Here is a 25,300-nt window from a genome sequence, read left to right on the forward strand (position 1 = left end):
CATTGGGTGTCCACAATCGAGCGATTTTGAACAGCAAGGAAAGTCATGTCACGAGCCACGATGCAGAACACGGTAGGGGTGGAGTACCTCACAACTAACATTGAGGGTGGTGAGTATAGCTACGTCCAGGCCGCAGGCTCTCGTGAAAAACTTCAATCGGTCCTCGGTCGGGAGTTCAACCACTTCAAGGTTGACCTGCGTTTCTTCGATGAAGAGAGTGGCGTGGCTGTACTGATCGAGACAAAGCAGCGCTTCGTCGATGGTGACATCGCCCAACTCCGTGAATATGTGGCCGAAGAGAAGGCACTTTTTCCCCGCAACAAGATCATCGCCATCTTGGCCAACACGGCCGACGAAGAGTTGCGTGTGTGGAAGAGCTATGTGGATGACGAGCATGAGCTGCCTGGCGAGACTGCCATTGACACCATGGCCTACTACACGTCTCTGTTCGAGACGAACCGGCAGAACAACCGCGAGAAGGTGTTGCGCAACACCTACGCGCTTAACGAGCTACTTCATAAGAAGGACATCGACGAAAAGCTCCGCAGCCAGTTTGTCGGCACCACACTGCTTTACGTCAAGTCTGTGGTCACCAGGCTCGGGATCTCTGAGGTTACCGACAAGACCGCCCGGAAACTTCGTGAGTATTGGGCTACCCTCGATGCGCCACAAATCCGCACTGGTATCGAAACCACTCTCGATGACCTACTCGATGACTCAGACAACAAGACCAAGAAGATCAAACTACTGCGCACCAACGTCGTCAACGACCAGAAGGTGAAAAAACTAGCTCTTGATGACTGGCTAGACATCCTCATGGCTATCGTGACCGGCATCTACGCCTACATCGACGAGGAAAGCTCCGAGGGGCAGGACTTGCTCAACCTGTTCTTCATTGCCTTCAACAAGTACACCGGTAAGGCTGATAAGAACCAAGCATTCACCCCAGACCACATTACCGAGTTTGCTTGCCGCGTGACTGGTGTTGACCGCCACACCCGCGTGTTCGACGGTGCTTGTGGCTCCGGCTCATTTCTCGTACAGGGGATGGTTAAGGCGCTAGCCGATTGCACCACCATGCCAGGTACACAGGCCGAAAAGGAAGCCCAGCGGGAGAAAATTAAACGCGAGCACATCTACGGCGTCGAGAATGAGGAAAAGGCCTACGGCCTGGCTACCACCAACATGCTCATTCATGGTGATGGTAACTCCAACATTGAGTTCGCTAGCCTCTTCGACTCCAAGAAATCCTTTCACGAAGCCGACCCGGATGTTGTGCTCATGAACCCGCCCTTCAATGCGAAGCCCATCGGTATTCCAGATCGCTACAAGACCAACTGGGGGAAAGCAAAGGACGGCAAGGAAGACCCAACCAAGGGTATGGTTTTCGTTCAGTTCATCTCCGATTGTGTGGTGGAAGCAAACGCGATGCGGAGACAGAACAACCAGTCCACCAAAACGGTGAAGATGGCTGTGATCCTGCCTGTCGCCACAGCCATTGGGGCAAACAGCGTTCTCAAGGATGCTAAGCGGCGCCTCCTCATCAACAACACCCTGGAAGCGGTGTTCACCCTACCCAACGAGATTTTCTACCCCGGTGCCTCTGCATCGGCGTGCATGATGCTGCTGACTCTCGGTCAACCACACAACGACCCCGCTACAGGTGAGCCGAACAAAGCGACGTTCTTCGGCTACTACAAGGACGATGCTCACATAAAGAAGAAGAACCTGGGGCGTATCGAACAGTTCGACCGCAACAACGCGAGTAAGTGGAAAGCCATCGAGGACAAATGGCTCAAATTGTATCGCAACAAGACGGTGGAGGCAGGCATGTCCGCCATGCAGGAGGTCACCCACGAAGATGAGTGGCTGGTCGAGGCATACATGAAGACGGACTACTCGAAACTCACTGTCGATGACTTCCAAGCCACGGTCAATAACTATCTTGCATACCTAATCAAAGAGGGGCAGGTTACTGAGGGAGGCGGTGTTCGATAATGCTGGATACATCGAGCTGGAAAGGGTTCCTTATAGGTGGCCTGTTCGACGACTTTCAACGGGGTAAAGCTAATCAGACCAAGTTGGAAGAAGGTACTGACCTCTTCTACGTTGGTGCTAAGCGTGACGATAACGGTGTGATGCTCAGCTGCGCTTACGACGAAACGCTAGTCAGTCCAGGGAACTGTGTTGTATTCATAAGCAACGGACAAGGCTCTGTGGGATACGCGAACTACATGGATGTTGATTTTGTGGCCTCCACCGACCTGATCCTCGGATACGCAGACTGGTTGAACCCCTCAATCGGACTGTTCCTCGCCACCGTTTTCAGTCTCGAACGCCCCAAGTACTCGTTTGGACGGAAGTGGGGTCGCTTCCTTCAAAGTACCGTGGTTCAACTACCTATTCAGTATCAGGATTATGGCTCTCCCGTCATCGACTCATCCAAGTCATACCATCCCGAGGGTTATGTCCCTGATTGGGGATACATGGAGCGATTTATCCAAAATCTCGACTCCAAGCCAATCTCGACCGAGAACACTGCCCCGGTGGTTCCCTTAAGCACACGTGCCTGGGTATTTTTCCTGCTCAAGGATCTGTGCTCCATTGATATGGGGAACAAGATGGACTTCTCTGCCATGTCGACCGACAGCCCTACTATCAATTTCGTGGGTAGGTCCGCCGACAACAACGGTGTCGTGGGAATAGTTGATAGTGTCGAAGATGTCGATCCTTATCCTGCCGGGAGCCTCACTGTTGCGCTTGGAGGAAGTCTTGGCTCCACGTTCTATCAAGCACACCCCTTCTACACCGCTCAAAACGTTTCTGTTCTTCAGTTCGACACTGAGCAGGTGTCTCCCTACGCTCGATTGTTTCTTGCAACCATGATCGAGTTCGAGTCTCGGTTCAAGTACTTCCCTTTTGGCAGAGAACTGAACAAATACATCAGGACCATCTACGGTTTTGAGCTGCCCGTCCAGCGTGATGAAAATGGTTGTCCGGTTATCGACCCCGCCAAGACCTACCACCCAGAGGGCTTCATCCCCGACTGGGAGTTTATGGAAAACTACATTCGATCCCTGCCTTACGGCGACCGAATCCCTGAGTCAGACGGTTCCAATGTAGGTATTGCGGGTGAGTAATCATGCTCATCGGCTATGCTCGCGTGTCCACCGCTAGGCAGGAACAGAGTCTCGATACTCAGCGTGAACAGCTCACTGCAGTCGGTTGTGACCCGAATCATATCTACAGTGACACTATCCGCGGCACCAAGTGGCAGCGGCCTGGCCTCGACGCCGCGCTGGCCTACGCCCGCCCTGCCGACACCATCTTGGTAACCCGTCTTGACCGGCTCGGTCGCAACATGGTCGAGACGGTGACCACCATCGCTGACCTAGCCGAACGCGATATCAACGTCCGCGTGCTCGAGCCCGAGCTGGACACCGCCCGCCCCGCCGACAAGGTCGTGGTCAACGTGATGGCTAGTCTGGCCGAGTGGGAACGTGATCTTCTCATCCAACGCACCCGTGAGGGCGTCGCCCACGCCCGAACACAGGGACGCGTGGCTGGTCCGAAGCCGAAGCTCAATCTGGAACAGAAAAAACAGATCCGCCAGCTTCGCCAGGCCGGGGAGAGCGTGTCTGCGCTCGCAAGATCGTTCAACGTATCACGGCAGACCATCTATCGCGCACTGGAGGCTAAACCGTAGGACTGTCCCGGCAGAGCCGGGTCCGGATCCAAGAGTGGAATACATCTCGTCGAAAGGATCCTCCGATGCCCGCCACTGCCTTCACCAACCACTCCCCGCGTGTCTGGATCGGGTGCCTAGCTTGTTACAGCAACGGCATCCTCGTCGGTGATTGGTTCGACGCCGACATAGCTAACGATGTCACCATCATCGATGTTCATGCCAGCTGGGTCGACTCCCACGATATGTATTGCGAAGAGATATACTGCCTCGACTCTGAGAACATCCCCGAACGCGGCGGGATCAACCTTGAGCGTGCTCAGGCATGGGGTGATGCATACGACGAGCTCGACTCGGATCATTTGTGGCCTGCCTACTGTGCGTGGATCGATTCCGGGATGTATTCCGAGGACAGCAGCGGTGTGGGATGTGTCTCAGATTTCTTAGATGTTTTCAACGGGCAATGGGATTCATTCCGTGAGTTTGCCTACACCTACGTTGTCGATGCAGGGCTGCTAACCGACGTTCCTGACGAGCTAGTGCGTTACATCGACTATGACTCTTTTGCCCGCGACCTCCAACATGACTACACCGTGATGGACGCCGAGCAGCACGGCGTTTACATCTTCCGCAACTCCTAACTAACACCCGCCGTAAGGCGGGTTTCTTTTTTTCGCATTGCACGCATCGCCTGACCGTGCGATGCTCAGCTCACCACTGTGTTCACCCCCGAGAGCCGGTGGTAGAACTCCGCCGCCCACACCCCCCCCTGAGGCGACGGGGTTCGTTATTTCGTCGACCGCACGAGATCCTCCAACCCCCTCCACATCCGGGTCGCGCACCATCCGAGACCCGCCACGAGCCCACCCGTCAGCGCGACTGCGAGCACGCCCCAGCCCAGCCCGGCGTACCACGTGTTCGCGTCCCATGCGCGGGTCCATAGCTCAGACATCCCGGCCCCCACACCGAGTAGGCCCAACACACCCTGGAGTGCCACACCTGTCACAGCCACTGCGGCGATGGCCACTGTCGCGGTGACCGCCAGCCACACCGCGAGGCGGACCGTCACAGCCGTGCGATCCTCGATTTTTGAGACCGCAACGGAGTATTTGTCAGCGGCAGCAGTCATGCGGTCCAGGAGGCGGTGCAGGCGCGCGATCAGTGTGTCGTGTGCCGCCTCCACGCGGTCCACGCTGTGGCCCACCGTCTCCTGCATCTGTGCGTAGCCCGCCCTCACCTCTGCCCGCACGAGGTCCCTAATCGCCGAGCTCAAGGTCTTGCTCAGCTGCGCGGAGAGTATGCTGGATATCGCGGAGGCGGCGGTGTCGCTCAGCTGCACTGGCGAGCGGCTCAGCTCCAACGTCGCCTTGTACATTGTTGCCAGATCGCTCAGTGTGTTCTGGATCGAACTCATCGCGGGCACGAGCCCGGTCGTCATCTCGACCAGAGAGGAGAGCGTTTCCGCCACTGCATGCTGCGCCTGCTGATACTCTTTTGTGCCCACTGTCGTCTGCGCGAGCGCGTGCAGCCGCGTCTCGAGCTCGCGCTGCTGCGTCGATAAGCCGCTGAGTGCCGTCTCCCACTCGTCCAGCCCCGCGATCTGAGACTCGATGTGCTCCAGTGCTGCCTCCGCCGCTGTAATCTTCTCCGCGTCCGTCTTCCGTGCGTCTGCCAGTGCCTCCAGCGTCGCCAGAATAGGATCTACTGCTGCGGTGATCTGCTCCTCGATCTGTGTTGGTGTGATTCCGTCCCGTGCCATTGTCATTCTTTTTCAAATTCGATTGGATATGTTGCAGTCTTGCTTCTCTAGTTCGCCGCGCCAGCTCTGCCGCATATAGCGCCTGCGCCTCAGCGACACGGTCCTGGATGCCGTCGAGCGTGTAGTCCGGCCCCAACTTTGAGCCCGCCGCCGCCGCTTTTCTCGTGCGCTTACCTGTCGAGTACGTCACAGCGGCACCGTCCTCATCGACCAGCGCGAGGCTCACACCAACACCCCGCGTACCCTCGGTCACCCGGATCGACACACCGCGCTCGGGTGCGATCCGTCGCGCCATCTCCCACCCGGACGCGGGATCCGGGGACGCCTGTACCCGTTCGTCGTTGAGAAGATCATCGACGCGCGATCGTAGGTAGCTTGCCCACGTATCAGGCCCGATTTCATGTAGCGACAAACCCTCGGCACTGATGGTCCGACCCGCCTGCCGGGCTTTGCGCTCTGCCTGTGTTAGGGCCACACCCTCGCTCTCGCGGCTGAGCACGCGCATCCCGTGCTCGCGCATCAGTGCATCATTCTCGACCCTTACCGCGTGCCAGTTGCCGCAATTCTTAGGTGCTGCGAGGCCTGTCGAAACATTGTGGTTCAGGATTACAAGATGGTTATGCACGCATCCCGACGCACCATCGGTATGCGTCGCCACTAACACCGGGGAGTCCGGCGCGAGGCGACCTGCGAGCTCAACACCTAGCGCGTTCGCACGCTCCACATCGACGAGGCTGTCGCCATCCAGCTCGTCGCGCGCCCACGACTGGACGATGAGCAACGCTTGATTCGTCCTGTGCCCGGACGCAGGCCTGAGCAGTGCCCGCCCCTCGTCGATCCACGACAGCACGGCATGACGATCGTGCCGCGCGGGACCCACCCCGACGATGCTCAGCGAGGCCGCGCGCACCTCGCCTCTGCGCGCAGCCTGGCGCGTGCCGTAGGCGGCGTAGATAACTGCGGCTGCGACGTCCTTCGACCTATCCACCGTCACGACGGACATCGCCGACCACCCCCTCGAGCTCCTCCAGTGCAACGTAAACCATCCGAAGCTGCTCGATGATTGTCGCTGCGTCGAGCTCAGCGCCAGCGGCATTGAGAGCCCGCGACGCTTGATTGACATTAACTCCGATGCGCCGCACCTCCATGCGCAGAGCGTGCAGTGCAGCCACCTGCTCCGGGTCAGTCTGCGAGCGTTCTGCCCACCCTGTCGGCAGACGGTCTGAGAGTGTTTCCACAGCCCCACGCACCACCTCAGCGGCGGGCACACCGAGCGCCCGTGATGCCGCCGACACTGTGTTCCACTGCTCCGCCGTGAGGCGCACAGTCATCCGTCTCGCTACGTCTAACATGTCCTACCCTCCTCGTTCGACTGTGCTCACGCTTCTAGCTGTTCCGGCACTGCCGCGCCGGAACAGGGCCTCATGTTCCTTGCACGGCCTGAGCGACCCCGTCTCCCAGATCACTGCGTGATCCGTGAGCGCTGGCATCGTCAGCCACGGCTGCAGAACATGAGGGGCAAGCATCACCCTGAGCACCTCGCCTGCGGCTCAGTGCTCTCGGCCCTAACGGGCCGACCGGGTGAGCTTGCCGGGGGTCTACGACCCCCTGGACCCCCTAGCCCCACGGTGCGCCGTGGGGCTGATCCGGCTCGCCGAGCCCACCATCCTCCGACGCTGACACGTCGTTGGCTGGGGCCCCGTCATCGCCTCCGGATTGCTCGTCACTGGCGCTGTCACTGGCGCCGCCCTCTTCGAGGCCGACAGCGACGAGCAGCTCCGCGAGCGGACGTTCGCGGTATGCGTGCCACCGCGAACGCGGTGACACGCTCGACGCCTCCAGCACCTCGCCCAGGGCGAGGAGCATCTCGCGGCGCTCCTCGGCCTCACGACGCTCAGCTTCTTCGCGCGCCTCCTGCTGTTTGCGGAGGCGTGCTACAGCAGTAGAGACAGAACTTTTCGACATGATTAAAACTCCATTTCGTAGGACGTTGATTTCTTAGGCTGCGCCGCACGCGGGGCGTGCGGTGTTCGCGATGGCGTGGCTGAGACTGTCTTTTTCTGCTCCACCACGGGGGCGGCACGCCGTGCCTCTAGCGTCTCCATGAGGTCACCAATCGCATCCGATGCGCCGCCCTGTGGGGGCACACCCGGAGCTCTATCGGCCTGAGAGCGCAGATCGTCCGCACCCACTTTCGCGCGCTCGGAGAGCTCCACATAGTTCACAGGCGCAGGGGCCCCTGCACCTGCCGAGAGCACCCGATCACGACGTGCCTCCACGATTTCCGCTACATGGTCGCGCGCACGTGTCACGCGTCGATCGTCTGCGGGGAGCAGGCCTCGATCACATGCGCCGAGGGCCGCGAGGTCGCTCTCCCACACCTTGAGTTCGTCTTCGATCACACCCCGGGAGACACCGTGCAGACTGCCCTCCGCGACCTCTGCGAGGTACACGCCGCGCGCGTCGAGATGGTCGCACACAGCCTGTACCGTCTCGCCGGTGAAGCGACGGTGCGCCTCCGCCTTGGCCGCATCGATCTGGCGCTGTGTTTTCACGTCCCAACGCTGCTCGAACCGACGCGCTCGTTGTTCAGCCTCGCGTTGCTGTTTTTCTTGTGCACGCTGCCGCTCTCGCTCAGCGCGCTGGCGGGCCTGCTCTTCCCGCTCCTCGATCTGCTGGCGAGCCGTGATGTACACCATCACCGCAACGGCGATGGCCTCGCCCAATCCGGTACCTGACATTTCTAGCTCCTTACTCGGTAGTTTTTCTGTTTATGGGTACACAACCACCGTGGTGGTGGGCGCGTGCGGTTGTAACCGATCATCGGAGCGCCCCTACACACTGTTTGATGGAAAAGTTGTCCACAGTGCCGTCCACACGGCGAAAATTGAAGTGGCGGTGACCGTACTCCCCAAGTCCGATGAACACGCCACTGAGACCCGCACCGATCTTGTCTTCGGCAAAAGGGTGATGCGTTAACAGGTCGCGGATGAATACCTCGTCTGGCCCAAAGATCGGAAGCTTCGGCGGCCAGCGACGTAACACGACACGAGCGTGCTCAGTGACAGCTTTCTTGGTGGGGAAGTCGATTCCACCGACACGATAAGTCATTACGCAACACCTTCTTCCTCGTCGACGCCTTCGAACGGATCGACGATCGTCATCTCTTCGACAAACGGCCTGATCTCGTCCAGTTCCACTTCTATCTGCCGCTCTGCTTTCGACCGCGCGTGGTGCCAGAAACGTTCACGGGGGCGTGGCAGACCAAAACACTCGAAGGCGTCCAGTCGCTCCGCCAGTGAGCGTCCAGGGGCAAGCCATGGGATGTTGATGACACCCTGCCTGTGTGCAATGACGATCCCCTTGGAGATGCGTTCCAATCGTTCTTGCTCAGCGATGCGACCGTCCTCATCGAGCAGACGGTCTAACCTCTCGAAGTAGTCCAGCCACTGCTCACGTGTGCGCCGTACAGGTGATCGTGTCCAGACGGTCTGGCCTGAGTCTTCATCATGGCGTTTCAACCCCTTGTCGATGGATCGACCTAATTTGCAATCCTCAGGCGTATCCCACGGCACGGTGTGCACGTGTGCGACTTCCCACTTCTGACCATCGATGATCACGAAGTCAGCAGTCATACCGTCGGGGATGGGACGACGCTTGCGGTCGAACTCGATGGTGAGTTCTTTGTCTACGACCTTTGGAGCGAAGTCCAACCGACCTTCAATCCGGCTGAGTTCGCGCAGGGATGGAAAAGCCTTCATAGACATCGGTAGCGCACCTTCTCGGGTGACGAGAAGGTTGTACATATAATCGCGATCTTCCTGCGAGTCCTCAACGATGTGACAAGGCAATTTGTAACCGCCGTGCGCCAGCACACCACCAGGTTGGCGCGAGAAGTTGGCACGAGTTGTGACGTTGTAAAGATCTGACTGCTGATGCTTTTGCTCCCACATCTCGCGTGAACCAGTCAGCGCCTCACGAGCCCCACGCCAAATCTCGCCTAGTCCAAGTTGGTCGAGAGCATCTACGATATCGAGTGGAGCGTTGGTGATGAACCCGTCGGTCGTGCATGAGGGGGTCGAGTACCCAGCGGCGTGAAGTGCGTTGAGCGTGAGTAGTAGAATTGCCCGCACAAGTGCTGTCGTGTACGCCGCGTGATACGGCGACGTGATCGCGCTTCCGCCGACTTCTTCATGCTCTTGTGCCCAAGCGTTCCAGCCTGATTGCCCCATCACACCCTGTGCAAGTTTTCCGTAGGGACTGTTGGCCATGAGCTTGATGATGTCTTGCTCGAAGGATTTGGGACCAAACTCCTTCTTTGCACGCGCCCGATCATCAAGCAGTTGCTTGAAGGCTTTGCGCAGTAGGCGCGAAGGGACACCGTCTTCCTTAACCAACACACGCCCGAAGTGACCGATCTGACAGGTGACTTCAGCACCGAGCATTAGCGCAGCCCAAATCTCGGGAGCACTTGCCCAAACCCCGTGCCCCTCGCCACTGGAGCGTGTGTACACCATAGAACCGTCAACAGGCACAGGGATGGTTGGGAACGCGACAGTCTCGGGGAAGGTGAAGCTGACGAAACCCACAAACGGCGTCAGCGGCCCCCACTCATCAAAGTCGTTCTGGGACAGTTGGTGATTGTTTACCGTACGACTGATGACACCGTCTTTGTGTCGATAGTCAACATCGAGAACGCAGCTGGCCGACGTTGGATAACAACTTTGTAAATCGAAGTCGTATGTCGGGAATGAGAATATTCCTAGCTCAGCAGACATATTGTAACCGCCTCGGAAGCTGTTAGCGCAGGCATGCAGCCAAGTCGCTGCAGCGCCGTCAAGAGGCTGTAACTCCCGCTTGCGGTAGTAATCCAAGTGATTCTCGACTCCCGGTTCTGGGATGTCGTCGTCCTTCTCGACTTCGACGAGACCGCCGAAGACAGCGTTGAAGGCTTTCGACCCACCACCGAGTTCTTTCTTAACGATTTCCTTTACAGAGCGTGCGGCACCGGTAGGGAGCGTCAATGGCAGCTCAGCACCATCGCCGTAGACGGCGCAGGCATATTCGAGTGCAATGATGGCATCGTTGGCAGCGTAATCGAGGAAGTCAACAGGGTGTTGTTCCCAGTATTCGTCCATCCGCTCAATCCATCCGTCGGGGATAGTCAGCTTGGAAACTCCAACAGAATCACCCAGTACCGCCAGGGGACGAGCACCAGAATGAGCCATGGTGTCACGGATGCTCAATGCCACAGGACGCGCCCATCGATGGTTGGCACCGTCAAGCACCAGATGAATTGGTTTCGGGGAGACAACACCCCCGCTAGCACTTATCACAGCACGCAAAACATCGACTAGGTCGCGTTCCAGCCAGCGCGCCCGTTTACCCTCAACACCGGGAGCCTTTGTCAGAACTTTCTGCGTGTCAGATCTGCCTGGATAACACTCTCCCCAAGTGTTGAGCATTTTCCGCTTGTCAACAAATGTCGTGAGGTCGGCGGGTTGATAGTGTGCGACCAAAGTGATTGGCAACGCACTTGCTTTCACACCCCGGCGTTTCTTAAACCACCAGCTTGGATGTTTCTTCCCGTCGCCGCCGACCACTTCGGACCGCGACACACCCTGAGACTTCCACCCACGCGCCAACGGATGCTTGTGCAACTCGAAGGTCGTGATAGCAAGGTTTAGAGCTTTCTCAAACGACAACCGGGCTACACGAGAACCCCGAGGCCCGTCGTAGTCGAGTGGAATGACAACAGACAAACGAAGTTTTGACGTATCCACTGGGTCGAGCGCGGTGAACTGATACGAGACAATCTTCCTCGCACTGACAGCGTCTTCACCGATCCAACCTAACTCCGCATCGAAGCGCTCGACGTTGACGAATTCTGTGTCAAACCCAATGACGATGCTTTCCCGACCAGTCGACATCGCTGAGACGCTCGGGTAGCTACGGAAGTCTCCCGCCGTACTACGTGAAGACCTCGCCACAGTCTTCGTCAAGACAGCGAATCGCGCCGGATACTTCTTACTTGTCGCTGAGTCCGTAACGATCTCCACTTCCCACCCAACGGCGGCAGCGGCTTCAATTGGGGGGTCCCCATACGCAACTGCCGCCGTTGCTGTCTGAGCTGCGGTTTTATCGGTGCCCGGCGTGCGGATAAGGTCTATTTTTAACGCTTCGGTGTCTTTTCCGGACGGCTGAAACGACCCGTTTTCATGGTGTTCGTTACGTTCAAAGACTAGGTTTTCCGCAGCCGAAATGCTAGGTTTGTTAACAGAATCTGCAACTTCGACGTCCTTGTTGACAGCATCGACAGGGGCGTTTTTCTTGTCCGTCACGCCGACGCACCCCCAACGAGCACGCCGACGAGGCGGCGACGCTGGTCATCGGTGAAATGGGGTGCGGCGTCGACGAATTTTTCGACGAAACTATCGATGTCTACGTACGCATCCAGATCCTCTCGCCGATACACCACGCTCCTGCCCTTCTTGGTGAAGGTGGGAGACTGTCCGTTGGCGCGGCGCTTTTCTAGCGTACGAGGGCTGCAGCCTGTATATTTGGCTGCTTCTGCTGTTGTGAAAAAATCCTTGTCAGGCGGGAAAGGAGAAGGCACGTTGAATCCTTAAAAATCAAGGATCCCGTACCTTTCGCCTGGCGTGTACCCACGTCTTTCCAGCAGCTATCCCGTTTGATCGGGGCAGGGAAGCGCCCTCAGCGGCTGTTCGTCTCCATCTCACCTCTGTTGACTGCAACCGGCCAGTCTCGGTGAGTGGGGTGGAAATCTATGTTCTCCTTGGGCCCTTCCACCGGCGTCAAGGAGTGGGATTGAACACTTTGTTCGGGTTTAGTTTACTACTAGGCGTAAAAGCTCGCAACCCTCCCCTGTACTTCTCGTGGTCAGTGGATTGTGCGCCTAAGCTTATTGTACCCACAACCGATGGTCGTTTAAAAGCGAGCTACTGCGGACCTTGGTGGTTGCGCTGGCGGCTACGCACTCGCCGGAGGAGCTGAACTTTGTCCTCGTCGACTTTAAGGGTGGCGCTACGTTCCTCGGATGCGAAGCGCTGCCCCACACCTCAGCGGTGATCACGAACCTGGAGGAGGAGGCCCTCCTGGTCGAACGCATGTACGAGGCCATCTCGGGAGAGCTCAACCGCCGGCAGAAAATACTGCGCGCTGCCGGCAACTTCGCCAACATCACGGATTACACAGCGGCGCGGGCGGCGGGCCGTGAAGCGCTGGACCCGCTTCCGGCGTTGCTTATCGTCGTGGACGAGTTCTCTGAACTGCTCAGCCACCACCCGCATTTCGCGGACCTCTTCGCGGCGGTGGGCAGGCTGGGCCGTTCTCTGGGGGTCCACCTCCTGCTGGCGTCACAGCGCTTGGAGGAGGGCAGGCTGCGCGGCCTGGACTCGCACTTGTCCTACCGCATCGGTTTGCGGACTTTTTCGGCGGCTGAGTCGCGCCACGTTCTCGGTGTGGTGGATGCCCACGAGCTGCCCGCGGAGCCCGGTACCGGGTTCCTCAAAACCGGAGCGGGTGAGCTCACCCGCTTCCGCGCGGCCTACGTCTCGGGACCCCTGGTTCGTCGTACGCCCGGGGCGGGCCCCGCGTCTGACCACGAGGTGGGAAGGTTTACGGGGTGGGATTACCCCGAACCCGCCGACGACCCTTCCTCGCGAGAATGGGTCGACGAGTCCTTGACGCTGCTCCAAGCCGTCGTGGGCAAGGCCCAGGAGGCCGCGTCCCGCGGAGACGCACAGGCGCACCAGGTGTGGCTTCCTCCGCTGCCCGCGATGGTCGAATTAGCGGCGGTCTGTGAAGATGCTGGCTTCCTGCGGGCGATCATCGGGCTAACCGACGAACCCTTCACACAACGCCAAGACCCGCTTGTGATCGACTTCTCCGAATCTGGCGGCCACGTTGCCATTACGGGGGGACCGCAAAGTGGGAAGTCGATGGCGGTCAAGACGATCGTCGCGTCGCTCGCCGCCACACATACGACGGACCAGCTCGCTGTCTACGCTATCGACGCTGGTTCGGGCGACCTCGCGGTCCTCGCGTCATTGCCCCATGTCGCCGGGGTCGCTTCTCGTGGGGAGGAGGAGCGCGTGAGACGCATCGTCGACGAGGTCACCGGTTTCCTTGGCGATTCCTCGGCCACCGCGCAGCGCCACACTCTCCTCGTCATCGACGGGTGGCACGCGCTGACTGCGAACGACTCCACGCTCGAGGACCTGCGCGACCCTCTTGCCCGCATCGCCTCCGAAGGTCCCGCGTCGCGCATCCATCTGCTTGCCACCACGCAGCGTTGGAGCGCCCTGCGTGGAAACGTCCGTGACCTCTTCGGCACACGACTCGAGCTGCGCCTGACCGACCCGCTTGATTCCCTCATCGACAGGAAAGCCCAGGCGGCCCTGCCAACCTCCCCGGGCAGGGGTCTCACCGCGGCCGGCACATCCATGCTTGTGGCCGCGACTTTTCCTCAGGACGTCGCTCACATCGCCACCACCTGCGCGAGCCAACCACCCGTCCCGCGCCTGCGCATTCTGCCCGATCATGTGGACATCGGCCCGCTTATCGCCGCCCACCCAGGAGCCCTCCCTCTAGGTATCGGCGGGCCTTCGCTTGCCGACGTCACCTGCCGCCCCGGCCACCTCCTCGCCCTCGGCGGGACCGGGTGCGGCAAATCCACGCTGATCGCGGGAGTGATCGCGGCGGTGGAAGGAATGGGCCGCGATCGGGCGTGCCTCGTCATTGTCGATCCGCGTCGGGCGCACTTGGGCCGGGCGCGTGAGGATATGGTGGCGGCGTACTCGGCCACGCCCACGGCCACAAGCGAGGCACTAGCGGCGGCGGCGACGACGCTGCGGGGCAGACTTCCGGGCCCCGACGTCACCCCCGAACAGCTGGGGGAGAGGAACTGGTGGACGGGCCCAGACATCTGGGTGGTGATAGATGATGCCGAATTGGTCGCCGACGACGCCCTGCGCCAGCTTCTCACCCTCGTGCCCCACGCGCGCGATATTGGGATGCATCTCGTTGTCGCTCGAAAAGCAGGCGGGGCATCGCGCGCCTTCTACGGTGGTTTCTTCGCGGCATTCAAGGACATCGGCCCCGACGTTCTTTTGTTCGACATCCCGCGGGACGAGGGGACCTTATTCGGCGTGAAGCCTACGGCTCGGAAACCCGGTCGTGCGGTCCTCGTGCGGGGGAATGAAAGCTTCGGAACGCTGCAGGTTGCCGCTCCTTACGCGGAAGGTGAGGAGCTATGACGCTGTCGCCCGCTCGCCCTGAACCTCACGTTGAACCCAGCGTGACGGTGACGATCACCGAGTCCTCAACCATCTTCACCGGCCTCGCCAACCTCTACCGCTACGACCGACCCAGCCCCGCGGAGGTCGCCGCCTATGTGCGCAGCGTCATTGGACCCGATCCACGGGGCGCGGTTGTTCATGTCATAGCCGCGGCCGAGGACGTGGACAAACTGGACCAGGCGCTCGGGGATTACGAGGTCACCCTCACGGCCGAACACCCAAGCGAACAAGACCCCGACATCGGGGAATGGGAGGTGCCGATCCAACGCCCGGCGAGCCCGCCACGAGAACGAGAACGGGGCGTGTGGCTGCTGGCGACCGTAGCGGCGGTTGTCTTGGCAGTGGCGGCCGGCGCGATCTGGGCCGCTGTCTCGCGCGGGCCGATCGATTTCGGTGCGCAGGAGGTCGCGGATGTGGAGACGTCGACAAGCGAAGCCCCGCCTCCTACCGACGCTCCCACCGCCACCCTCACCCGCGATGGTCTCAGTGTGGAGCTACCAGCAGGTTTTCGGCTGGAACCCGACGGGGACATGTGGCGCGCGACGGGTGCCGACCCGGACTTCCGTTTACAGATCGCGGTTGCGGACTTGTACGGTTTGCCGGCGTCGGAAATGGTTGAACAGGTCCTGCGCGAGATAGAAAGTGACCCCGAGGTCGAGCTGGTGGAGTCAGCACCGACGCTGGTCCGCTACCGGGAAACGCAGGAAGACGGGTCGGAAGCGCTCTGGACAACGTGGTCCGCCGGGGGAAAGCAACTCTTTGTCGGGTGCCATACTCGGCGCGCGCCCACGACCGTTCAAAACGCGACGTGCCGGATGGCGCTGGATTCCGCTGTGTACACGCCTGCGGGATGAGAGGAAAAAGTTTGACCGGGCAGGGAACCGCCGGGCTGCCTTCGCAGTCCAATACCTATGTGAGGTCGAGTCCGTGCTCGACTTCCGCATCCCGCGCCAGCCACCACACAAGGGGGGTTTTCTTCCGCAATGGAACAGTTCAAGACCGAAGCAGAGGTTATGCGCTCTGCCGCAGACCACGTGGATGACACCAACAGCAACGTCAATGCCGAAATCGACCGAGTCCAGTCCGTCGCTGAATCCACCCGCTCGTTCTGGAGCGGCGCGGCGCAGCGCAGCTTCGACGAGCTCATGGTGCGTTACGACGACGCTCAGCGCCGCCTCGGGGAAGCGCTGTCCGCCATCGCCGTCAACATTCGTGACAACGCGAAGAACTACGAGCACGTCGACGCCAGCAACACCGATGACTTCCGCTCCATTTCCGCAGGCCTAGCCCTCTAGACCACCGAAACTGCAACAGAGAGAGGTTGACAAGCATGGAAATTAAGTACGGGTTCGGGCAGCTTTCCGGGGCTGCGCAGGACATGGACGCGTCTGCAGCGCGTATTGCACACCAGCTCGAGGAGCTGAAAAGCCTGCTCCAGCCTATGGTCGCCACATGGGAAGGTGACGCGGCGGAGGCATACTACGCCCACCAGCAGAAGTGGGATCAAGCGGCCGAGGAGCTCAACACGATCTTGACGACGATTGCTACCACCGTGGAAGAGGGCAACAACCGCATGCAGGCTGTCAACGCCGCCGCGGCTGCTAGCTGGGGGTAATAAAGCAGGGGGGGCAGGCCCGTGTATGGGCCTGCCCTTTTTCGCGTTTTGGTTTGTCACCTCTGACGGCGTATTCTTTCTCATCTGTGTGTTCCGCGTGCTTCGGCACGTGTCCCGCCGGGTCTCCACCGGCCGCCGACGGGGTGTTTGCGGGCGCGCCAATGCTAGGCCGGCAGCTATCTAGACAGACTTTAAGGAGTCATGCATGTCTACCTACCACCCGAAGAGCGGTGACATTACCCGTAAGTGGTACGTCATCGACGCCGCCGACGTGGTGCTGGGCAAGCTTGCGTCCACCGCAGCGGACATCCTGCGCGGTAAGCACAAGCCCCAGTTCGCGCCGAACGTCGATGCCGGTGACCACGTCATCGTCATCAACGCCGACAAGGTCCACATTTCCTCGAACAAGCGCGACCGCGAAATGCGCTACCGTCACTCCGGTTACCCGGGTGGTCTGAAGTCCATGACTCTGGGCCGCGCGCTGGACACCCGCCCCGACCGCGTGATCGAGGAGGCAGTGAAGGGCATGATGCCCCACAACCGCCTTTCCCGCCAGTCCATCAAGAAGCTGCACGTCTTCGTCGGCTCCGAGCACCCCTACGCGTCTCAGAAGCCGGAGACCTTTGAGTTTAAGCAGGTGGCACAGTAATGACCGAGCCGAATAACTACACCGAAGAGAACTTCTCGGCGGACATCGACGTCGATCTCGCTGCAGCAGCCACCGAAGAGTTCAACTACACCATCGGTGACGCAATCGCCCCCGAGGTCGACCCTGATGCCGCTGACGCCGAGGGCGTCGAGGCCGTGGCTTTGCACGAGGGTCCGATCCAGACCGTCGGCCGTCGTAAGCGCGCAATTGCCCGCGTGACCATGGTCGAAGGGGACGGCACCATCACCGTCAATGGTCGCTCGTTTGAGGATTACTTCCCCAACAAGCTCCACCAGCAAGACATTCTGACCCCGCTCACCCTCCTGGAGCGCGAGGGCCAGTTCTCCATCAAGGCGACGATTCACGGCGGCGGCCCGACCGGCCAGTCCGGCGCCCTGCGCCTCGCTATCGCCCGCGCCCTGAACCTGTACAACCCGGCGGAGCGCCCGACCCTGAAGAAAGCCGGACTGCTCACCCGAGATGCCCGTGCCGTGGAGCGCAAGAAGGCTGGTCTGCACAAGGCCCGCCGTGCCCCGCAGTACTCCAAGCGTTAGTCTCGCTTTGGGCAGCGCCACTCCTATTTGGGGTGGCGCTTTTTTATGCTTTCGTCAGAGCTGGCTCACGTCGAGCTGAATCCCGGCGGCATTCGCGCTGTGGGGGAGCGTGTTTTCCGACACTACGAGGCTGCCCTGGGCGGTCAAGGTAAACGTCGCTAAGCCAGGCGTAGTTTGTCCCGCAGCTCGCGGGTCCTCGAGGATCTCGTAGGAGACCGTGACCGCGTCGTTGCCTCGCCGAGTCACCGCGGTGACCCTTTCCTCCATGAGTGGCGCGGGCTCAGAGATCGGGCTTCCTCTGTGGAAGAACACAACCCCCTCGCGAAGCGAGTTACCAGTTCCAACACCGCCCGCCACGACGGACCAACTCAGATCGGCGCACGGATTGAAGTGATCGTCGGTCACGCTGTAGAAGAACTCTTGGCCCCCGCCAGAAACGATTGGCAACGAGCCCGCTCGCGACAGAGGATTAGTCGCCGCAGAGTCGCACGTGGCCGGGGGCGTCGCTTCTGTCGAGGGCCCTTCATCGCTCATCGACGCCCCCGTGGCCGCGCCGGAAGATTGCGAGGAGGATTCCGTGCGGCTGGCTGAAGTGGCGGAGCTTGCCGGCTGCGCCTGTTGCTCTGATTGGTTGTCGCTACACGACGCAACAAGCGCACACGCAACGAGCACAGCGGTTACATTGACGTCTCGGAAGCGGGCCATACTTTGATTCTCCTCTTATCGGCGATGCGCCGTAGGGAAGTCCGCATTGCGGACTTAAAGACACCTGCGAAAGCTCCCGCCAGCCGCCGTGCTGTCGTGCACGCGCCGTAACGCATAATTGTCCGCATGACTAGATTGTTTGGAACCGACGGTGTCCGAGGGCTCGCCAACGACCGCCTCACCGCGCCACTCGCCCTGAAGCTCGGTGCCGCCGCTGCCACCGTGCTCACTGAGCACGCTGATGTCAGCAAACGTCGTCCAACCGCGATCATCGGGCGGGACCCACGGGTGTCGGGTGAAATGCTCGCTGCGGCAATGGCGGCTGGGATGGCGTCGAAAGGCGTCGATGTCCTGCGCGTCGGCGTGATCCCCACCCCGGGCCTAGCCTTCCTTACCGACGACTACGATGCCGACATCGGAGTCATGATCTCCGCGTCCCACAACCCCATGCCGGACAACGGGATCAAGTTCTTCTCAGCGGGCGGACGAAAGCTCCCCGACGCGGTCGAGGACCAGATCGAGGCTGCGATGAAGGACCTCGACGAGACGGGCCCGACCGGGACGGCAATTGGACGCGTCATCGAGGAGGCGACCGACGCGCAGGCGCGCTACCTCGCCCACCTGCGCGAAGCCGTCACGACTGATCTGAGTGGCATCAAAGTGGTCGTGGACTGCGCGAATGGCGCGGCGTCGGAAGTTGCCCCGAAGGCCTACGCCGCGGCGGGGGCGGAGGTGATCGCGATTTACAACAAGCCAAACGCCTTCAATATCAATGACGGCTCTGGTTCCACCCACATGGAGCAGATTCAGCGCGCCGTCGTCGAGTACGGCGCTGACCTGGGGCTCGCCCACGACGGCGACGCCGACCGCTGCCTCGCCGTTGATTCCCGCGGCAACGTTGTCGACGGCGACCAGATCATGGCCATCCTCGCCACGGCAATGAAGGAGACCTCCAGCCTGTACGACAACACGCTGGTCGCCACGGTGATGAGCAACCTTGGCCTCAAATTGGCGATGCGCAGGGAGGGAATCGAAGTCCGGGAAACGCAGGTGGGGGACCGATACGTACTCGAAGAGCTCGGACGGGGCGGGTACTCACTGGGAGGCGAACAGTCCGGCCACATCGTCGTGCCGTCCCATGCCACGACGGGGGATGGCACCCTGTCCGGACTGATGCTCATGGCACGGATGGCGCAGACCGGCAGCAGCTTAGCGGATCTCGCGTTGGTGATGACGGTCCTTCCTCAAGTTCTCATCAACGTGCCTGTGTCCAACAAGGCGCTCATTCTTGACGACGCCACAGTGCGCACCGCCTTGGAGGAAGCCGAAACCGAGCTCGGCGACAGCGGGCGCGTATTGCTGCGTCCCTCAGGCACGGAAGAGGTGTTCCGCGTGATGGTAGAAGCGGCCGACCCCGAAATTGCGCGGAAGGTGGCGGGACGGCTCGCCGCGGTCGTGTCGGCCGTGTAGGACCAAATTTCCCGCTGCGGGGGAACCACGGCGCCGATTCAGCAGTCTAAAAGGGGTGCAAGTGTTGTGAGCCCCGGGTGCTGCTCGGGGGAGGGGGGAAGCATGAATGTACCGCTAAATGTGGACCCTGCTGGGCTTCGTGCGCAGCTGGGGGATGCGGTGGAACAGCGGCGCGCTCTCATCGAGGAGCTTGTGGCGCGCCAACCAGATTTTCCGGCCACGGCGGTAGGCCCCGGGTTCGTTGGTCATGTCACGGCGCTCCGCGAGGCGATGGCGCAGCTGCACCAGACGACGATCGCGCACATGGAGCACCGCGTTGGCGCGTGGGTGGAAATCATGGAGCTCGCACATGCCGTCGAGGAGACCGACGGCAGCAACGCGGCCGCTTTCGGCCAGCGGGGAAACCAATGAGCCCGGTTACTGAACACCTTGTACGTATCAATGCCGAGGCGGGGGCGCTCGCGGATGTCAGCCCGGTGCACGTGGCCCACATTAACGACCTCGTCGCTCAGCTCCTCTCCGCTCACGCTCAAACCGAGGGGATGGATCTGGCACCGGTTCGCGCTGGGGCCAGTGACCTCGTTCTGGGAAGAAGCGGCGGCGGTCTTTCGCAGGCGTTCCAGAAGCTGGCCAAGGGGGTTGCGGAGAGGGTTGCGGCCGACGGGGTCGCAAGCGGCGTGATGAGCGGCTTCTCCGAAGCCAGCGAGTGGTTCGACAGCATCGGGGTTTCGCATGACGAGGCGACTCGTCAGGACGGAGAGGCCGAGCACTGCAGCAGCGTCAGCGCGACGCAGAACGCGATCCACACCTGCTGCACCGCAATAGAAGACGTCGAGCAGACCTCGTCGGTCGCTGTCGAAGCTTTGCTTGGCATGGTTTCACTGGCGTTGACGTTCGCTAGAGCGCACCCGCTTGTGGGCATAGCGTCGTGTGCGCTGCAGCTTGCGATTACCGGGCTCGGGGACGCCCTAGCCACCGTCCATGACCGGAACGACACTGTTGCCAGGTGCCTTGAAACGTGCGTGGACGTCTGCCGAGACGCAGGCACAGCCACTCCGCCGCCCGTCCCCGACTTCGAGCCCCCGAAACCTCCGGAACTGCCATGCGTTCCTGAACCCGTACGCGACCAACCGGCACCCGTTACGCGCCCGTGTGCCACGTCGCCGGAGCCTGAACCAACACCTGAACCAACACCTGAACCAACACCTGAACCAACGCCGTGCACGCCGGCCTCGCCACCTACAACGCCCGCGTCGAGCGGAGGGGTCTCCTCGTCTCCGGTGAACATCACCGTCAACCTGGGTAGCTCCGCCCCACCCCCTGTTGTACCCGCCACATGCCCGGGAGAGTCGGTTAACGCGCTGGCAACGGCGATGCTCGGCACGCTTGGAAGCGCATCTTTATGCGCGGTCCTGGGCGGCCTTGAAGTTCTTGTGCAGAGCAATGAGCTCATTGCGGGGGAAGGATGTGAACGCGAGTGTGAATGCGAGTGCGATTGTGCGGAACCCGAAAACCCGGCCCCCGCACCGCCTCCGCCCCCAGAGGTGCCCCCGGCATCAGACGACGGCGTTTACGCCCCGCCGCCTGAACTTGCGGACGTTCCTGAACCTCCTGCCCCAGCCGGCAAACTCGCCGCTATGGACCTAGCAGCTGCGGACCAGGAAACTCAACCGGCCGCGGAAGCCTTCCCAGAACAAGACAACCCTCCGCCCCCGGAGATTCCCCCCGCGGCTGTAGCGAAAATTAAGAAGACAGGAGAGTGGTAATGGACTTCCTGGAGTTTGCGGAGCAGTACAAGTTGCGCACCGCTAAGCGCATGATGGACTTTGAAGCCGCCATCAGCGAAGCCCACCGCAAAATCGAGCAGGCCGGCCGCCAGCAGACGATGGCGAGGGAGCTGAACTTGAGGCACAGTACTCCCGTCCCGAAAGGGGCATACCGGCCCCAGCGGCGCAGCGTTCAGGGGGTGCTGCGACGGGAGGATCCTGGCCGGGAATGATTAAAGGGCCAGGGGGCTGTCGTCGCGCGCCAGCCCCGCTCGTTTCACGAGTTTTTCGCCACTGAAGGACTCCACGCCCTTGCCCGAAGCGTCAGCTTCACCGTACCCGGAGTAGCTACGTTCACCGGCAAGTTTGTGCAGGAAATATCCGACGAGCAAACCGCGAATGGAGTTCTGGACCTTCCGGTTGGAGTTGGAAAGGCCGATGAACCGCTGCGCGAAACCGTCCTCGGAAAACGACCGCTGGTTGCCCTTCTTGGGTACGCGGTAGACCACGTCCCCGGCCCAGTTGTAGGCCAGCTTCGCTGGGTTGCCCGCGTCAAAGATGGCGTTGCTGTCGTCGTCGGGTCCGATGACCATGCCGGGCAAGTAGACGTTGCGCGCGGCGTCGAGGGAAGACGGCGCGGTGTGTGCGGGGTAAATCGCCGCGACTGCTTTTGCTTTCGTATTGCCCACGGACGCTAACACTGCCGCGCCTGCGCCCATTCCGTGGCCCGCAACGCCGAGCTTGCCGGGGGACACCGTGATGTTGCCGTTGCCCATCTTCACGCCGGCGAGGATTTGCAGGCTTGTTTCCAAGTCGGCGGCAAAACCGGCGTGGTCTGCGTTGAACCCCGTCTCCGTGCTGGGCGCGGCAACGACGATCCCCCAGCTGGCCAGGTGGCGCAGGGTTGTCGTGTAGGCCGTGACTGGCTTCATCCAATCGTGGCCGAAGGCGACACCGGGCAGGTCGCGACCCTCGGCGGGGGCGTAGACCGTGCCGGGCAGACCGGTGTATCCGAGGTCGCCCTCAAGGACGCGGTACGGGCCCCGCTTGGACAGGTCGGGCAGTTTCTTTAGTTTCGCAGACACGAGGACAAGATTACTGCAAGTGGCTCCGGTAGCAGCGGGTCTTGGGCGTCGATAAGCGGGCGAGACCTTCGTGACAACCGTTTCCCGCTTCGTCGGACGTTTCGATTACCCTGTCCCCCATGTGTGGAATCGTGGGATATGTAGGCGAGCGGGAATCGCTGGGCATTGCTTTCGACGCATTACGTCGCATGGAATACCGTGGCTATGATTCCGCTGGCATTGCGGTGGCGGGGGGACCGGGCCTGGCGGTGGTCAAGCGGGCGGGGAAGCTGGCCAACCTCGAGGACAAAATCGCTGAGGTGGGAAGTGAGTCGCTGAACGGCACCACCGCCATCGGACACACGCGGTGGGCCACCCACGGCCGCCCGACGGATGAGAACGCGCACCCCCACGTCTCCTATGACGGGAAGGTGGCGATTGTCCACAACGGCATTATCGAGAACTTCGCGCCATTGCGCGACGAGCTCACGCAGCGGGGGATCGAGTTGCGGTCTGAGACGGACTCCGAGGTGGCTGCGCACCTCCTCGCTTTGGCGTACAACGAAGGCGAGACGGCGGGTGACTTGCGGGCATCTGCGCTGCACGTGCTCAACCGGCTCGAGGGCGCGTTCACCCTTCTGTTCCTGCACGAGGACCACCCAGATCAGATCATCGCTGCCCGGCGCTCGACCCCGCTCATGGTAGGGGTGGGCGAGGGGGAGATGTTCCTCGGTTCGGATGTCGCCGCGTTCATCGAGCACACAAAAGAGGCCGTCGAGCTGATGCAGGATTCGGTCGTGGTGATCACGAAGGACGATTTCGAAATCCTCAACTTCAACGGCACGCCGGCGGAAGGCAAACCCTTCACGATTGACTGGGATCTGGCGGCCGCGGAAAAAGGCGGGTTTGACTCCTTCATGATGAAGGAGATCTTCGAGCAGCCCGCAGCCGTGCGCGACACCCTCGCGGGCCACTGGGACGGCAACCGAGTCACGCTCGACGAGTCGAACCTGACCAACGACGACCTTAAGTCTTTTGACCAGGTCTTTGTCATCGCGTGTGGTTCCGCGTACCACTCGGGGTTGGCGGCGAAGTACGCCATCGAGCACTGGGTGCGAATCCCGGTGCAGATCGAGGTTGCGTCCGAGTTCCGCTACCGCGACCCGATTCTCGACGAACGCACGCTCGTCCTCGCCATCTCCCAGTCGGGGGAGACCGCCGACACCCTCGAGGCGGTCCGCCACGCGAAGACGCAGGGTGCGAAGGTGCTGGCGGTGTGCAACACCAACGGCTCGCAAATCCCGCGCGAGTCCGACGCCGTGCTCTACACCCACGCTGGGCCCGAGATTGGTGTCGCCTCTACCAAGGCGTTTTTGGCCCAGGTGGCCGCGAACTACATCGTCGGCCTCGCATTGGCGCAGGCGAAGGGTACGAAATACCCGGACGAAATCCGCCAGATCTGGGACGAGCTTGAGTCCATCCCCGGCAAGATCGCTGAGGTGCTCGGCGCCAAGGACCAGGTGGACCACATCTCCGAGACACTCGGCGCCGTAAAGACAATGCTCTTCCTCGGGCGCGGAGTGGGCTACCCGATCGCGCTTGAGGGTGCGCTGAAGCTCAAGGAGCTCGCTTACATCCACGCGGAGGGTTTCCCGGCCGGCGAGCTCAAGCACGGGCCGATCGCGCTCATCGAAGAGGGGTTGCCGGTCGTGGTGATCGTTCCGTCGCCACGCGGAGTGTCGCAGCTGCACTCCAAGATCGTTTCCAACATCCAAGAGATTCGGGCCCGCGGTGCGAAGACGATCGTCATCGCGGAGGAGGGCGACACCGCGGTGGAGCCGTACTCCAACTGGCTCGTGCGGATCCCGCAGACCCCGACGATCATGCAGCCGCTGTTGGCCACGGTGCCGCTGCAGTTCCTCTCCGCAGACATCGCGCGGGAAAACGGCAACGAGGATATCGACAAGCCCCGCAACCTGGCCAAGTCCGTCACCGTCGAGTAATCAGCCCCCGTGTTTAGCGCTTTGTCGCTCGCCTTTGTCGACTCGATCAACCTCCTGCTGATCGGGGTGATCGTGGCGGTGGGGATCGTCGCACCCGCGCGGGCGCGCTTATACCCCAAGGTCACCGGCCTGTTGATCGCCGGTGATTGGCTGGGTGTGGCGGGCTTAGCGCTGGTGATGCTCGCCATTTTCGATGGCCTCGGCCCCGTCGTCCACCGTTTCGTGGAAGGCCCCGCGTTCGGGTGGATCCTGATCGCGACGGGTCTGGCCACTGGGTTTTTGGCTCTGCGCGGGGGTGATAATTCCGCACTGGTGCAGCGCATCATGGCCCCCCTGCGCACGCCCGCGCCGGCGACACTAGCAACGGGCGTGGTGCTCGGCGTGGTCCAATCCGCTACTTCCGTGCCTTTCTACGGCGGCCTGGCGGCCCTGTCCGCGGCGGGCATCACGCCCGGGATCCGCTACCTCGCCCTCCTCCTCTACGCGACGATTGCGCTGAGCCTGCCCATCCTGTCTGCCCTGCTCGTCGGGTGGGTCCGCGCCCGCCCCGGCACTACGGCGGGGGTGCTTTTCGCCCGCGCTCGATCCAACCCGCGGCCAGTGACGTTGGCGGCCACGTGGGCCGTCTCGGTGCTGCTAATTATGTTGGGGGCGGTTCACGTCGTGTAGCGACGGGCCTTTCGCCAACCGCTGCGCCCTGGGTGCACAAT

25 protein-coding genes and 1 pseudogene are annotated in these 25,300 nt (G+C 61.3%); 16 read left to right on the plus strand and 10 right to left on the minus strand.

Translation table 11 applies throughout. The features are described from left to right. The first annotated feature begins 45 nt into the window (after positions 1 to 45). The 4 genes from CAPI_RS01585 to CAPI_RS01600 all read left to right on the plus strand — a co-directional run bounded on the left by CAPI_RS01585 (position 46) and on the right by CAPI_RS01600 (position 4,326). Positions 46 to 1,998, plus strand: coding sequence for an HsdM family class I SAM-dependent methyltransferase (locus tag CAPI_RS01585; protein WP_018017522.1), 1,953 nt, complete (start codon positions 46 to 48; stop codon positions 1,996 to 1,998). Next, positions 1,998 to 3,140 carry a restriction endonuclease subunit S gene (locus tag CAPI_RS01590; protein WP_018017523.1) on the plus strand — a complete coding sequence of 381 codons (1,143 nt, stop codon included), beginning with the start codon at positions 1,998 to 2,000 and terminating at the stop codon, positions 3,138 to 3,140. The genes CAPI_RS01585 and CAPI_RS01590 overlap by 1 nt, the downstream gene beginning before the upstream one ends. A gap of 23 nt (positions 3,141 to 3,163) precedes the next feature. Next, complete coding sequence (locus CAPI_RS01595) at positions 3,164 to 3,706, plus strand: recombinase family protein (protein ID WP_245531629.1); 543 nt, start codon at positions 3,164 to 3,166, stop codon at positions 3,704 to 3,706. Between the two features lie 65 nt (positions 3,707 to 3,771). Further along, entirely contained in the window at positions 3,772 to 4,326 is a 555-nt protein-coding gene (locus CAPI_RS01600; RefSeq protein WP_018017525.1) for an antirestriction protein ArdA, read from the plus strand. A gap of 146 nt (positions 4,327 to 4,472) precedes the next feature. Here the strand turns inward: CAPI_RS01600 and CAPI_RS01605 are convergent, their stop codons facing one another. The 8 genes and pseudogenes from CAPI_RS01605 to CAPI_RS01635 form a co-directional block, all read right to left on the minus strand. Then, a complete protein-coding gene (locus CAPI_RS01605; protein ID WP_018017526.1) occupies positions 4,473 to 5,444 on the minus strand; it encodes a hypothetical protein in 972 nt (323 codons plus the stop codon). Positions 5,445 to 6,009: 565 nt separating this feature from the next. Then, positions 6,010 to 6,540, minus strand: a pseudogene (locus tag CAPI_RS09610) (relaxase/mobilization nuclease domain-containing protein); the annotation flags it as partial. Continuing rightward, complete coding sequence (mobC, locus tag CAPI_RS01610) at positions 6,425 to 6,796, minus strand: plasmid mobilization relaxosome protein MobC (protein ID WP_083893918.1); 372 nt, start codon at positions 6,794 to 6,796, stop codon at positions 6,425 to 6,427. The gene mobC and the pseudogene CAPI_RS09610, both read right to left, overlap by 116 nt. Positions 6,797 to 7,061: 265 nt before the next feature. Further along, complete coding sequence (locus CAPI_RS01615) at positions 7,062 to 7,409, minus strand: hypothetical protein (protein WP_018017528.1); 348 nt, start codon at positions 7,407 to 7,409, stop codon at positions 7,062 to 7,064. Between the two features lie 2 nt (positions 7,410 to 7,411). Beyond that, positions 7,412 to 8,185, minus strand: coding sequence for a hypothetical protein (locus CAPI_RS01620; protein WP_018017529.1), 774 nt, complete (start codon positions 8,183 to 8,185; stop codon positions 7,412 to 7,414). A gap of 79 nt (positions 8,186 to 8,264) precedes the next feature. Next, on the minus strand, positions 8,265 to 8,555 hold the full coding sequence (locus CAPI_RS01625; RefSeq protein WP_018017530.1) for a DUF3223 domain-containing protein: 291 nt from the start codon (positions 8,553 to 8,555) through the stop codon (positions 8,265 to 8,267). Continuing rightward, the gene (locus CAPI_RS01630; RefSeq protein ID WP_018017531.1) at positions 8,555 to 11,785 is read right to left on the minus strand and encodes a DNA polymerase type-B family protein; all 3,231 of its coding nucleotides are present in this window, start codon (positions 11,783 to 11,785) and stop codon (positions 8,555 to 8,557) included. Before CAPI_RS01630 ends, CAPI_RS01625 begins: the two co-directional genes overlap by 1 nt. Then, positions 11,782 to 12,060 carry a helix-turn-helix domain-containing protein gene (locus CAPI_RS01635; RefSeq protein WP_083893919.1) on the minus strand — a complete coding sequence of 93 codons (279 nt, stop codon included), beginning with the start codon at positions 12,058 to 12,060 and terminating at the stop codon, positions 11,782 to 11,784. Before CAPI_RS01635 ends, CAPI_RS01630 begins: the two co-directional genes overlap by 4 nt. 358 nt (positions 12,061 to 12,418) lie before the next feature. On the opposite strand from CAPI_RS01635, the gene eccCb reads away from it, so the two are divergent. From eccCb to rpsI, 6 genes are all read left to right on the plus strand, one after another. After that, on the plus strand, positions 12,419 to 14,722 hold the full coding sequence (gene eccCb / locus CAPI_RS01640) for a type VII secretion protein EccCb (RefSeq protein ID WP_018017533.1): 2,304 nt from the start codon (positions 12,419 to 12,421) through the stop codon (positions 14,720 to 14,722). Further along, positions 14,719 to 15,618: a type VII secretion-associated protein gene (locus CAPI_RS01645; RefSeq protein ID WP_018017534.1), complete on the plus strand. Its 900-nt coding sequence runs from the start codon at positions 14,719 to 14,721 to the stop codon at positions 15,616 to 15,618. Before eccCb ends, CAPI_RS01645 begins: the two co-directional genes overlap by 4 nt. A gap of 129 nt (positions 15,619 to 15,747) precedes the next feature. Then, positions 15,748 to 16,059 carry a WXG100 family type VII secretion target gene (locus CAPI_RS01650; RefSeq protein ID WP_018017535.1) on the plus strand — a complete coding sequence of 104 codons (312 nt, stop codon included), beginning with the start codon at positions 15,748 to 15,750 and terminating at the stop codon, positions 16,057 to 16,059. A 35-nt stretch (positions 16,060 to 16,094) separates the two neighbouring features. Then, positions 16,095 to 16,379 (plus strand): WXG100 family type VII secretion target, encoded by a 285-nt coding sequence (locus CAPI_RS01655; RefSeq protein ID WP_018017536.1) that lies wholly within the window; start codon positions 16,095 to 16,097, stop codon positions 16,377 to 16,379. Positions 16,380 to 16,584: 205 nt separating this feature from the next. Then, entirely contained in the window at positions 16,585 to 17,028 is a 444-nt protein-coding gene (gene rplM, locus CAPI_RS01660; protein ID WP_018017537.1) for a 50S ribosomal protein L13, read from the plus strand. After that, on the plus strand, positions 17,028 to 17,582 hold the full coding sequence (rpsI, locus tag CAPI_RS01665; protein ID WP_018017538.1) for a 30S ribosomal protein S9: 555 nt from the start codon (positions 17,028 to 17,030) through the stop codon (positions 17,580 to 17,582). The genes rplM and rpsI overlap by 1 nt, the downstream gene beginning before the upstream one ends. 54 nt (positions 17,583 to 17,636) lie before the next feature. Here the strand turns inward: rpsI and CAPI_RS01670 are convergent, their stop codons facing one another. Next, positions 17,637 to 18,287 carry an LppP/LprE family lipoprotein gene (locus CAPI_RS01670; RefSeq protein WP_018017539.1) on the minus strand — a complete coding sequence of 217 codons (651 nt, stop codon included), beginning with the start codon at positions 18,285 to 18,287 and terminating at the stop codon, positions 17,637 to 17,639. Between the two features lie 126 nt (positions 18,288 to 18,413). Here CAPI_RS01670 and glmM point away from each other — a divergent pair, with 126 nt between their 5' ends. From glmM to CAPI_RS01690, 4 genes are all read left to right on the plus strand, one after another. Next, positions 18,414 to 19,757: a phosphoglucosamine mutase gene (gene glmM / locus CAPI_RS01675; RefSeq protein WP_026157129.1), complete on the plus strand. Its 1,344-nt coding sequence runs from the start codon at positions 18,414 to 18,416 to the stop codon at positions 19,755 to 19,757. A 102-nt stretch (positions 19,758 to 19,859) separates the two neighbouring features. Beyond that, positions 19,860 to 20,168 carry a hypothetical protein gene (locus tag CAPI_RS01680; protein ID WP_156806839.1) on the plus strand — a complete coding sequence of 103 codons (309 nt, stop codon included), beginning with the start codon at positions 19,860 to 19,862 and terminating at the stop codon, positions 20,166 to 20,168. Further along, a complete protein-coding gene (locus tag CAPI_RS01685; protein WP_156806841.1) occupies positions 20,165 to 21,523 on the plus strand; it encodes a hypothetical protein in 1,359 nt (452 codons plus the stop codon). The genes CAPI_RS01680 and CAPI_RS01685 overlap by 4 nt, the downstream gene beginning before the upstream one ends. Beyond that, positions 21,523 to 21,756, plus strand: coding sequence for a hypothetical protein (locus CAPI_RS01690; RefSeq protein WP_018017543.1), 234 nt, complete (start codon positions 21,523 to 21,525; stop codon positions 21,754 to 21,756). Before CAPI_RS01685 ends, CAPI_RS01690 begins: the two co-directional genes overlap by 1 nt. Here CAPI_RS01690 and CAPI_RS01695 read toward each other — a convergent pair whose 3' ends face one another. Continuing rightward, complete coding sequence (locus tag CAPI_RS01695; RefSeq protein WP_018017544.1) at positions 21,757 to 22,608, minus strand: dienelactone hydrolase family protein; 852 nt, start codon at positions 22,606 to 22,608, stop codon at positions 21,757 to 21,759. Positions 22,609 to 22,727: 119 nt separating this feature from the next. On the opposite strand from CAPI_RS01695, the gene glmS reads away from it, so the two are divergent. Together glmS and CAPI_RS01705 are read left to right on the plus strand one after the other, a co-directional pair. After that, complete coding sequence (glmS, locus tag CAPI_RS01700) at positions 22,728 to 24,590, plus strand: glutamine--fructose-6-phosphate transaminase (isomerizing) (RefSeq protein ID WP_026157130.1); 1,863 nt, start codon at positions 22,728 to 22,730, stop codon at positions 24,588 to 24,590. Between the two features lie 9 nt (positions 24,591 to 24,599). After that, on the plus strand, positions 24,600 to 25,259 hold the full coding sequence (locus CAPI_RS01705; RefSeq protein WP_018017546.1) for a hypothetical protein: 660 nt from the start codon (positions 24,600 to 24,602) through the stop codon (positions 25,257 to 25,259). Positions 25,260 to 25,300: the final 41 nt, after the last annotated feature.

This window comes from Corynebacterium capitovis DSM 44611 (genome assembly GCF_030440535.1).
GTDB classification, from domain to species: domain Bacteria; phylum Actinomycetota; class Actinomycetes; order Mycobacteriales; family Mycobacteriaceae; genus Corynebacterium; species Corynebacterium capitovis.